Annotated in this window: 10 protein-coding genes; 2 read left to right on the top strand and 8 right to left on the bottom strand. The window is 49.0% G+C overall.

Annotated features, from left to right (window positions below):
- Positions 1–155: 155 nt before the first annotated feature.
- The 8 genes from rsmG to rpmH form a co-directional block, all read right to left on the bottom strand.
- A complete protein-coding gene (rsmG, locus tag FGQ86_RS14275; RefSeq protein WP_138304823.1) occupies positions 156–872 on the bottom strand; it encodes a 16S rRNA (guanine(527)-N(7))-methyltransferase RsmG in 717 nt (238 codons plus the stop codon).
- Between the two features lie 24 nt (positions 873–896).
- Positions 897–2,819, bottom strand: coding sequence for a tRNA uridine-5-carboxymethylaminomethyl(34) synthesis enzyme MnmG (gene mnmG, locus FGQ86_RS14270; protein WP_138304821.1), 1,923 nt, complete (start codon positions 2,817–2,819; stop codon positions 897–899).
- A complete protein-coding gene (gene mnmE / locus FGQ86_RS14265) occupies positions 2,785–4,182 on the bottom strand; it encodes a tRNA uridine-5-carboxymethylaminomethyl(34) synthesis GTPase MnmE (protein WP_138304819.1) in 1,398 nt (465 codons plus the stop codon). The genes mnmG and mnmE overlap by 35 nt, the downstream gene beginning before the upstream one ends.
- A gap of 58 nt (positions 4,183–4,240) precedes the next feature.
- Positions 4,241–5,125 (bottom strand): RNA-binding cell elongation regulator Jag/EloR, encoded by an 885-nt coding sequence (gene jag, locus FGQ86_RS14260; protein ID WP_033126066.1) that lies wholly within the window; start codon positions 5,123–5,125, stop codon positions 4,241–4,243.
- A 67-nt stretch (positions 5,126–5,192) separates the two neighbouring features.
- Positions 5,193–6,266, bottom strand: coding sequence for a YidC/Oxa1 family membrane protein insertase (locus FGQ86_RS14255; RefSeq protein ID WP_033126065.1), 1,074 nt, complete (start codon positions 6,264–6,266; stop codon positions 5,193–5,195).
- Positions 6,267–6,338: 72 nt separating this feature from the next.
- Positions 6,339–6,554, bottom strand: a complete 216-nt coding sequence (gene yidD / locus FGQ86_RS14250; protein WP_330637100.1) for a membrane protein insertion efficiency factor YidD — start codon at positions 6,552–6,554, stop codon at positions 6,339–6,341.
- An 18-nt stretch (positions 6,555–6,572) separates the two neighbouring features.
- Complete coding sequence (rnpA, locus tag FGQ86_RS14245) at positions 6,573–6,917, bottom strand: ribonuclease P protein component (RefSeq protein ID WP_033126063.1); 345 nt, start codon at positions 6,915–6,917, stop codon at positions 6,573–6,575.
- A 46-nt stretch (positions 6,918–6,963) separates the two neighbouring features.
- Positions 6,964–7,098 carry a 50S ribosomal protein L34 gene (rpmH, locus tag FGQ86_RS14240; protein ID WP_021859823.1) on the bottom strand — a complete coding sequence of 45 codons (135 nt, stop codon included), beginning with the start codon at positions 7,096–7,098 and terminating at the stop codon, positions 6,964–6,966.
- Between the two features lie 420 nt (positions 7,099–7,518).
- On the opposite strand from rpmH, the gene dnaA reads away from it, so the two are divergent.
- Together dnaA and dnaN are read left to right on the top strand one after the other, a co-directional pair.
- Positions 7,519–8,895, top strand: a complete 1,377-nt coding sequence (gene dnaA / locus FGQ86_RS14235) for a chromosomal replication initiator protein DnaA (protein ID WP_138304816.1) — start codon at positions 7,519–7,521, stop codon at positions 8,893–8,895.
- Between the two features lie 309 nt (positions 8,896–9,204).
- Positions 9,205–10,311: a DNA polymerase III subunit beta gene (dnaN, locus tag FGQ86_RS14230; protein ID WP_033126061.1), complete on the top strand. Its 1,107-nt coding sequence runs from the start codon at positions 9,205–9,207 to the stop codon at positions 10,309–10,311.
- Positions 10,312–10,314 lie beyond the last annotated feature (3 nt).

Genomic DNA, 10,314 nt, shown 5'->3' with positions numbered 1-10,314 from the left:
TACCATGTGCAGGGAACGTACCGCTTAACTTTAGAGTTGATAAGTAGGGGATTTTTCTTGATAAAAACCGGAAGGATCATTGAAATGTTGATAACTACAATAGAAAAGCCCCGGGGTAAACCGGGGACTTTGTCTACAGTCTGAAAGAACCGCTGCTAGTGCAGCGGTTCTTTTGCAGGAAGTCCGGCTTTTCTGGGAAACTTACCGGGAGTATTTCTTTCTTTTCTGATTTTCACAAAGGATCGGGCAATATCACTGTCCGGCAGGCAGAATTTCTCTACCGACTCAACCTTTCCTCCAAGGATGGAAAACGCCTTTTCCGACCTTTGCAGCTCCTCATCGATCTCCCCGGATTTGTAGGAGATAAAGAGCCCTCCCTTCTCTACATAGGGAAGGCAGTACTCTGAGAGAGTTGCCAGATTGGCGACTGCCCTGGACACGCAGAGATCATAGCTTTCTCTGTACTCTGCCTTTTTCGCATAATCCTCCGCTCTTCCGTGAAGAGCAGTGATATTCTCCAAAGAAAGCTCCTGGATCACACAGTTCAAAAATTTAATTCTCTTGTTTAGAGAGTCCAGAAGTGTGACCTTCAGGTGGGGATAAACGATCTTCAGGGGAATCCCCGGAAAGCCGGCTCCCGTTCCAATGTCAATCACTGTGGATATCTTCCCCATATCCTGCACCTTCGCGATAGCCAGGCTGTCAAGAAAATGCTTGTCATTTACCTCGTCATAGTCCGTGATCCCTGTAAGATTCATCACTTTGTTCCACTCCACAAGCATCTCATAATACCTGTCAAACTGCTCCTTCATTTCCTCCGTCAGGACGATCCCAAGCTGATTCAGTTTTCTATCAAATATTCTCTCTTCCATAAAATCTCCTGCTGTTATTACTCTCTATCTTTTCAACTGCTCCATATAGACAAGAAGCACGGAAATATCCGCCGGCGAGACCCCGGATATGCGGGATGCCTGTCCTAATGACACGGGCTGATACTCCTTCAGCTTCTGCACGGCCTCTATGCGCAGGCTTTTCACCTTGTCATAGTCGATATCTTCCGGTATTTTCTTGTTCTCCATCTTTTTGAACTGCTCTACCTGTTTTTTCTGTCTGGAGATGTATCCCTCATATTTTATATTTATGTTAACTTGTTCCTGTACCTCTTCTCTAAGGTCATCGGGGAACTCTGGTCTGTCACTGTCCAGGGGAGTGAGGATTTCGTAGGACAGCTCTGGCCGACGTATGAGCTCCGCCAGGTTGGAGCCGGATGTGAGGGGTGTGCTCCCGTGTTCCTCCAGAAGATTCTGTACCTCCTCCGTAGTCCCCACATAGGTCCTCTTCAGGCGCTCCGTCTCCTTGCGGATAAGTTCTTCCTTTTTCAGCAGCCTGTCGTATCTCGCCTTGTCTATGAGACCGATCTCGTAGCCCTTCCTGGTCAGTCTCTGGTCCGCGTTATCCTGCCTGAGCAAAAGGCGGTACTCTGCCCTGGAGGTCATCATCCGGTAGGGCTCATGGCTCTCCTTGGTGACAAGGTCATCCACAAGCACACCGATGTAGGCCTCCGACCTGTCCAGGATAATGCCCTCTTTCCCCTGCAGCTTCCTGGCCGCATTGATGCCCGCCAGAAGTCCCTGCGCCGCCGCCTCCTCGTAGCCGGAGCTGCCGTTGAACTGACCGCCGCTGAAAAGTCCGTCTATGGCGCGAAATTCCAGGGTGGGGCGAAGCTGCCTGGCGTCAATGCAGTCGTACTCAATGGCGTAGGCGTTTCTCACGATCCTGGCATGTTCAAGTCCGGGGACAGAGCGGTACATCTCATACTGCACATCCTCCGGCAGAGAGCTGGACATACCGCCTATATACATCTCGTTTGTCTCCAGTCCCTCCGGCTCTATGAAGACCTGATGCCGGTTTTTGTCCGCGAATTTCACCACCTTGTCCTCGATGGAGGGACAGTACCTTGGTCCGGTTCCCTCTATCATGCCGGAAAACAGGGGGGATCTGTCCAGATTTTTCCTGATAATCTCATGCGTCTTCTCATTCGTGTAGGTGAGCCAGCAGGATACCTGATCCTTCTGGATGCTGTCCGTATCTGTCGTGAAAGAGAAGGGAACAATCCTCTCATCCCCTTTTTGCTCCTCCATCCTGCTGAAATCCACCGTATTTTTGTCAATCCTTGCAGGAGTCCCGGTCTTGAAGCGATACATCCTTATGCCCAGCTCCTTCAGGCACTCTGTCAGATAGTTGGCGGCCTGGAGGCCATTGGGGCCTGTGTTGGTGCTCACATCCCCATAGATACACCTGGCCTTCAGGTAGGTGCCTGTACAGAGCACGACTGCCTGGCACCGGAAAATGGCGCCGGAGTAGGTCTGCACGCCGGTCACTTTTTTTCTGCCATCCACATCCTCTGTCAGGATATTCACCACTTCCGCCTGCTTGATCTCCAGGTTCTCCTGATTTTCCAGAACCTGGCGCATAGTCCTGCTGTAGAGGGCCTTGTCGGCCTGAGCCCGAAGGGAGTGAACGGCAGGGCCCTTTGACTTATTGAGCATCTTGGACTGGATAAAAGTGCGGTCAATGACCTTTCCCATCTCTCCTCCCAGGGCGTCCACCTCCCGCACCAGATGTCCCTTTGAGGTTCCCCCTATATTCGGATTACAGGGCATGAGGGCAATGCTGTCCACGCTGACCGTGAACACAATGGTCCGAAGCCCGAGCCTCGCGCAGGCAAGGGCAGCCTCACAGCCGGCATGGCCGGCCCCGATAACCGCCACGTCATAGTGATCCTTATTTTCCCATACAGAATTTACTGAAAATTTCATTGACAAGATCCTCTCCTACTGTCTCTCCTGTGATCGTTCCAAGAGACTCATAGGCATCCATCAGATCTATGGAATAAAAATCCTCCGGCATGTCCATATGAATACTCTCCAATACCTTTTCCAGGCTCTGGCGTGCGCTCTCCAGCGCATGCTTCTGCCTTGCGTTTGTGATATACACTTCACTGTTAAAGGAAATGTCGCCGTGATAGAACATCTCCTTCACAGCCTGCTCCAGCTCCTCTATCCCCTCTTCCTCCTTTGCGGAGACAGACAGGACAGGGGGCTCCTCCATTCCCTGCTCCCTGCACATCTGCCGGATTTCCTCATCTCCTGTCCTTCGTGCCAGATCCGATTTATTAAGAAGAATGATGGATTTCTTTCCAGCGATAAACCGGAAGATCTTCTGGTCGTTTTCATCCAGGGGCAGGGAGGAATCCACCACGTAAATGATGAGATCCGCCTCCCTGGCCTGGCTCAGGGCTCTGTCCACACCGATTTTTTCCACCTTGTCGTCGGTCTTTCTGATCCCCGCCGTATCCACAATGTTCAGGGAAATACCGTGCAGATTCATGTGCTCCTGCAGGATATCCCTGGTAGTTCCGGCTATATCTGTGACGATGGCCCTCTCCTCTCCCAGGAGCATATTCAGTACGGAGGACTTTCCCGCGTTGGGCTTTCCCACGATCACGGTCTGCACTCCCTCTTTCATGATACGGCCGTCGTCCGCAGAGTCCAGAAGTCTCTGAATTTCATCCAGCAGTTCCTCAACATCTCTCTCCAGAGTCTGTCCGTACCCGTCTATGCTGATATGCTCCGGGTCATCCAGGGCAGACTCAATGAAGGCAGTGTGATAGAGGATTTTGCTGCGTATCTCCTCAACCTTCCTCTTCACGCTTCCCTTCAGCTGACTGACAGAACTCTTCAGAGCGTAGTCATTCCGGGACTGGATCACGTCGATGACCGCCTCCGCCTGGGAGAGATCCAGCTTGCCGTTCAGGAAGGCTCTCTTTGTAAATTCACCCGGCTGGGCCGGCCTGGCCCCTCCCCGCAGACACGCCTCCAGCACTCTTCGGAGGACGTAGACTCCGCCGTGGCAGTTGATCTCCACTGTGTCCTCGCCGGTAAAGGTGTGAGGCCCTCTCATGAGCATGACAAGGACTTCGTCTATGGTCTCCCCGTCTTCCTCTATATACCCGTAGTGGATCGTGTGGGATTTCTGCTCTGAGAGCTTCTTGTTCCTTTTTCCTCTGTAGATCCTGTCCGCAATCTCAAATGACTCCTCCCCGCTCATCCTTACAATCCCTATGCCAGCCTCGGACATGGAGGTGGATATGGCGGCGATGGTACTGCTTTCACTGTACATCCTCGTTTCTCCTTTCCCCGGAGTTAAAAAGGCAGAGGTTAAAACCTCTGCCTTCTTTTTATTTTCTCACCAGTGTCACTACTACGCGGCGGTAAGGCTCCTCGCCCTCGCTGTGTGTTGTTACATTTTTGTCTCCCTGCAGAGCAGAGTGGATGATCCTTCTCTCATAGGGATTCATTGGCTCAAGAGTAACCGGCTTTCTTGTTCTCTTCACCTTGTGGGCAATGTTTTTTGCCAGATTTTCAAGAGTCTCTTTTCTTCTCCTTCTGTAATCCTCTGTGTCCAGCTTCACTCTCACATAGCCGGCCTGCATCTTGTTGGCAACCCTGTTTGTAAGATACTGGAGGGAGTCAAGCGTCTGTCCTCTCTTACCGATGAGAATTCCCATGTTGTCACCCTTCATATCAATGGCAAGAGCGCCCTCCTCGTCAAGCTCAGAGTGGAGCTCCACATCCATGTGCATAGCCTCAAGAACGCTGTGAAGGAATTTCTCACACTCACTGATGGTAACGTCCTCCACCTTTGCAAGCTCTGTCTCGCGTTTGATCGCCGGCTTATCTTCGGATTTATTTTCTTTCTTTGACTCTTTTTTTGTTTCCTTCTTGCCTGTTTTCTGAGGGGCTTTCTTTGGCTCTCTGTTTTCTCTTCCAGGCTTCTTCGACTCCTTTTCCTCTTTTACGTCCAGAGTGATATCGCTTGGAACCGCCTCTTTTATAAGCTCCTCCGCGATCTCGTCCACAGTCTCCTCCTGGGGATCCTCCTTTTTCCAGGCCCGGATCACAGCCTGCTTCATGCCAATTCCGAGAAATCCGGGACTTCCCTTTTCAATGACATCATATTCCAGTCTGTCGCTTGTCACTCCAAGCTGAACAAGAGCCTCTGTGATGGCATCATCCAGTGTCTTTGCCGATACTGTAATCTCTTCTGTGCGTCTGCCTTCCATTATGTTCTCCCTCCCTATATCCACTTAGAGGGACCTCTTCATCTAAGAAAAAGTCCCTTCTTATGTTCTAATTATTTTCGTTGTACTTTTTGACCAGATTTGCCTTGGAAGCAAGACTTCCTTCTTTTGCCGTGTTTTTGTTGTTGGCAGCCTTCTGAAGCTTCTCTTCCTTCGCCTTGTCTGTCTGTACAGATGTCTTTGCCTTGCTCTGGATGCTTCTCGTGTTTGTCTGGGCCATGGCATTGATCTTCTCTGCCCTTTCGCCCCTCTTCTCACGCTTCTTGGCAGCCTTCTCTTTATTTTTCTCGATGAGCTCGTCCACAGATATCTTCTTCAGGTGTTTGTTGATAAATATCTGCTGCAGACATCTTACCACGGCGCTGATGATCCAGTAAAGACCGAGACCAGCCGGAAGTGATACAACGACAAACAGTGAGAACAGAGGCATCGTAATGTTCATTGTCCTCATGGTGCTGTACATCGGGTTGTCCTTGTCCATAGCCTGTCCAGAGAGAGCCTGTGAGAGCTTCATGCTCAGGAACTGTGTCAGGACAGATATAGCCGGAAGGGCGATAGCTGTGATGACAAGTACCACTGCCGACACGCCGAACTGCTCAGAGATCTGCGCTCTGTCAGCAAACATCTGCATAGGTGACAGGGACAAATCCGGAATGGTCAGGAATTTCTGCACATCCGCCGGAGCGTCCTTGATGGCAGGTACATATTTCTCCATCTGGTAAACCACCGGGTACAGTGAGAACAGCAGTACCATCTGCAGGAGCATGGGGAGACATCCTCCTGTCATGGATGTTCCGTATTTGTCATATACCTGCTGCATCTCCTCCTGCATCTTCATCTGGGATGCCTGATCTCTCTTGTTCTTGTACTTTTTCTGGATTGCCTGAAGTTCAGGGTTCATGACCGTAGTCATCTTGGATGTTCTCTGCTGCTTAATGGTAAGCGGCATCATGATCATATACACGAGTATTGTGTACAGAATGATCGACAATCCTACCAAACCTACGTCTGAGGGGAGAATTTTATCCAGTATCTCATAGATAAAATTCATGACTATACCGAGCAGATCCGCGATCTGCCCTATGATGGGCCAGTTCGCGGCTGTCAATACTACACCTTCCATATTTTCTTTTCCTCCGTTCGCAAGGGTCAAATCACCCCGGCCTGCATTTTCTTACCTGTTATTTTGTGCTGGCTACGGAACCGGATCGTAGCCTCCTTTTGAAAAAGGATTGCAGCGGAGTATCCTCCAGACAGCCAGAAGCCCTCCCTTGAGCGCCCCGTACTTTTCGATTGCCTCCACCGCATACTGGGAGCATGTAGGAAAATAGATACAAGTGGAATGTCCCTTGAGAGGAGACAGATATTTCTGATAAACTCTCACCAGACCTATCAAAATCTTTTTCACGATACATCACTCCGTTTTATTTTATTGATTTATCTGTATCATCCTGTGAAGGCGCCCCAGATGCAGGAGTGCGCTTTCAATTTCACGGCAGCCTTTCCCTTTCGCCGCCGCTCTGGCTATGACCACTATATCTTTACCGCATGGGAACAATTCTTCATTCAGACGATAGCTTTCACGTATCAACCTTGTCAGTCTGTGCCTGACAATACTGTTGCCAACCTTCTTGCTGACGGAGATCCCCAATCTGTTTTTTTCAAGACCATTATCTGTTACATACATGACCAGATACCGGTTGGCATTGGATCTTCCGTTTTTGTAGACATGCTGAAAATCTCTGTTCTTTTTCAGTGATTCGGAAAATTTCATTTTCATCTCCTGATTTTAAGAGAAGAAAAGGCCACAATAATGCGGCCTACGCTGATAATTTTTTTCTTCCTTTAGCTCTTCTTGCAGCAAGAACCTTTCTTCCGCCTGCTGTGCTCATTCTGGATCTGAAACCATGAACCTTGGCTCTCTGTCTCTTTTTTGGCTGGAATGTCATTTTCATAGATATCCACCTCCCTTATATTTTACACAGGAATACTCCCGCACTTTTCTTAGACATCAGTTTTGATTATATTCAATAAATCCCGTGAAGTCAAGCAAAACCGATGATTTCATGAAGTTTTTCCTTTCGCCGGCCTCCTGCCGGGCTCATCCTGGTTCAGCCCCTTTGCGCCTGGCATTATATAATATAGAAAGAAAAGTTATCAACAAAATGTGGATATCTTTTCAAAATTATGTGGATAACCACAATTTTTGTGTGGATTTCAAAGCTGAAAGGCTCTGTTTTAGGCATTTTTTCATTTTCCAAAACTTATCCACCCCGATTTCTCATTGCCTAATACCTTATTTTGATGTAAAATAGATTAGAATAAGCATATGATACAATGCATGAAATGTATGTTAGATTAGGAGTTATTTTGTAATGAACATCGTAGAAGAAAAATGGCCGGAAATTATCGAACACCTCAGAGTGGAGCACGAGCTCTCCAACGTGTCCTTCAACACCTGGATCAAGCCTCTGAAGGTATATAAAGTAGTAGATCATACGGTTTTCATTCTTGTCAATATGAACGCCAGCGTTGAGTACATTGATAAAAAGTACAGACTCCCGCTGAAGGTTTCCATTGCCGAGATCACGGAGAAGGAATTCGAGGTCGTTCTTGTGTCGGAAGATGACGACCGCCTGGACGAGATCATGGAGATGGCTTCCAAGGCTTCCGAGAAAAAACGCACAAAGACGGCCGCTCAGAAGGCAGGGCTTAACCCCAAATATACATTTGACACCTTTGTGGTGGGCGGGAACAACAGCTTCGCCCACGCCGCTTCCCTGGCAGTGGCTGAGTCCCCGGGAGAGGTTTACAATCCTCTGTTCCTCTACGGAGGCGTGGGACTGGGCAAGACCCATCTGATGCACTCGGTGGCTCATTTTATACTGGATAAAAATCCAAAAAAGAAGGTTCTGTATGTAACCAGCGAGACATTTACGAACGAGCTGATCCAGGCGCTGAAAAATCCAAAGGAGAATTCCATGTCGGATTTTCGCGATAAATATCGCAACAACGACGTTCTTCTGATAGACGATATTCAGTTTATTATAGGAAAAGAGAGTACGCAGGAAGAGTTCTTCCACACCTTCAACCACCTCCACACAGCTGGAAAGCAGATCATCATCTCCAGTGACCGTCCCCCGAAGGACATCGAGACACTGGAGGCAAGGCTGCGCACCCGTTTTGAGTGGGGACTGATCGCGGACATTTCCGCCCCGGACTACGAGACGAGGATGGCCATCCTGCAGAAGAAGATCGAGATGGACTCTCTGCAGAAGTACAATATTCCCGACGATGTGCTGGAGTACATCTCCACCAATGTAAAGACGAACATCCGTGAGCTGGAGGGATCCCTGAACAAGCTGATCGCCCTCTACAAGCTCCAGAACAACCAGGAGCAGATCGACATTCCCCTCGCTGCGGAGGCTCTGAAGGACATCATCTCCTCCCAGGCCAACAGAGAGGTGACGCCGGAGCTGATCCTGGACGTTGTGTCCGAGCACTTCGGCATCAGCATCGCAGATCTCAAGAGCAGCAAGCGGACGGCTGAGATCGCCATCCCCCGGCAGATCTTCATGTATCTGTGCCGTGAGATGACAACAGCCTCCCTGAAGGTGATGGGAATCGTCCTTGGAGGAAAGGACCACTCCACCATCAACCACGGAATTAAGAAGATCCAGGCTGAGATCAAGGAGAACGAGAGTCTCAGCAACACCATTGACATTATAAAGAAAAAAATCAATCCTGTCTGATATACACAGATACACTGACAGGATGGGGATAAATGTGGACAACCTGTGGAAAGGCTGTGAAAAACCATGTGGACAGGATGTGTACAGTGGAAATCAACCATTCCTTTTTCAAAAACACAAAAAAGTTTTCCCACCTCCTTCCACATGTAAATTTTATGGTTTCCACCATTTTTTCAAAACCGTGTAATGCTTACAGACACTGGGCTTGCGGTACTTTTCCACTCTATCCCAAGCCCTACTACGGAGAAGACGGAAAATCTATTATATATTTATCTATATACAGGCGCGCGAAAGGAGTTATACACAGATATGAAAATCATATGCAGCAAAGCAGATCTTGCAAAGGGAGTCGGAATCGTATCCAAGGCAGTGCCGTCCAAGACGACCATGCCTATCCTTGAATGTATACTGATCGATGCCACACTTGATATTATCAGGCTGACGGCCAACGATATGGAGCTGGGTATCCAGACTGAGATAGACGGAGATATCAGAGAACACGGAATGATCGCCATAGACGCAAAAATCTTTTCAGAGATCGTCCGCAAGCTGCCAGACAGCGATATTGTTATAGAGACAGATGAGAAGGATCAGATGACCATCACCTGCGAAAAGGCCAAGTTCGATATTATGGGAAGATCCGGAGATGATTTCTCCTATCTCCCTGTCATCGAAAAGACAGAGACAGTGACCATTTCCCAGTTTACCCTGAAGGAAGTGATCCGCCAGACTATTTTCTCCATCGCTGACAACGAGAGCAACAAGCTCATGACAGGAGAGCTCTTTGAGATCAAGGACGGCGTTCTCAGGGTGGTATCCCTGGATGGGCACCGCATTTCTATACGAAAGATCGAGCTGAAGGAGGAGTGCCAGGACCACAAGATCGTTGTCCCCGGCAAGACCCTCATGGAGATCAGCAAGATTCTCTCCGGCGAGGCGGAGAGCCAGGTAAGCATGTATTTTACCGGCAATCATATTGTGTTTGAGTTTGACAGGACGGTTGTCGTGTCCCGCCTGATCGAGGGAGAGTATTTTAAGATCGATCAAATGCTCTCCAGCGACTATGAGACTAAGGTGCGGATCAACAAGAGAGACTTCCTGAACTGTATCGATAGGGCTACTCTGCTCGTCAAGGAGGGAGACAAGAAGCCCATTATCATCAATATCGGAGACGACGTGATGGAGCTGCGGATCAAATCTCAGTTCGGCTCCATGAACGAGGACATCATGATCACCAAGGAGGGAAAGGATCTGATGATCGGCTTTAACCCCAAATTCCTCATCGACGCCCTCAGGGTCATCGATGACGAGGAGGTGGATCTCTATCTCATGAACGCGAAGGCGCCCTGCTTTATCAAGGACGAGACAGAGAGCTATATCTACCTGATCCTTCCTGTCAATTTTAACGCGATTTAGGAG

Origin of the sequence: Clostridium sp. BSD2780061688st1 H5, assembly GCF_005845155.1 — a bacterium.
Classification (GTDB): domain Bacteria; phylum Bacillota; class Clostridia; order Lachnospirales; family Lachnospiraceae; genus Claveliimonas; species Claveliimonas intestinigallinarum.
This window is presented reverse-complemented; position numbering and strand designations above follow the sequence as displayed.

Excerpts from the sequence above, each read along its gene's own strand:
- mnmG (WP_138304821.1), bottom strand. The coding sequence starts at position 2,819 with ATGAAATTTTCAGTAAATTCTGTATGGGAAAATAAGGATCACTATGAC.
- dnaN (WP_033126061.1), top strand. The coding sequence starts at position 9,205 with ATGAAAATCATATGCAGCAAAGCAGATCTTGCAAAGGGAGTCGGAATC.
- mnmE (WP_138304819.1), bottom strand. The coding sequence starts at position 4,182 with ATGTACAGTGAAAGCAGTACCATCGCCGCCATATCCACCTCCATGTCC.
- rnpA (WP_033126063.1), bottom strand. The coding sequence starts at position 6,917 with ATGAAATTTTCCGAATCACTGAAAAAGAACAGAGATTTTCAGCATGTC.
- rpmH (WP_021859823.1), bottom strand. The coding sequence starts at position 7,098 with ATGAAAATGACATTCCAGCCAAAAAAGAGACAGAGAGCCAAGGTTCAT.
- FGQ86_RS14255 (WP_033126065.1), bottom strand. The coding sequence starts at position 6,266 with ATGGAAGGTGTAGTATTGACAGCCGCGAACTGGCCCATCATAGGGCAG.
- jag (WP_033126066.1), bottom strand. The coding sequence starts at position 5,125 with ATGGAAGGCAGACGCACAGAAGAGATTACAGTATCGGCAAAGACACTG.
- rsmG (WP_138304823.1), bottom strand. The coding sequence starts at position 872 with ATGGAAGAGAGAATATTTGATAGAAAACTGAATCAGCTTGGGATCGTC.
- dnaA (WP_138304816.1), top strand. The coding sequence starts at position 7,519 with ATGAACATCGTAGAAGAAAAATGGCCGGAAATTATCGAACACCTCAGA.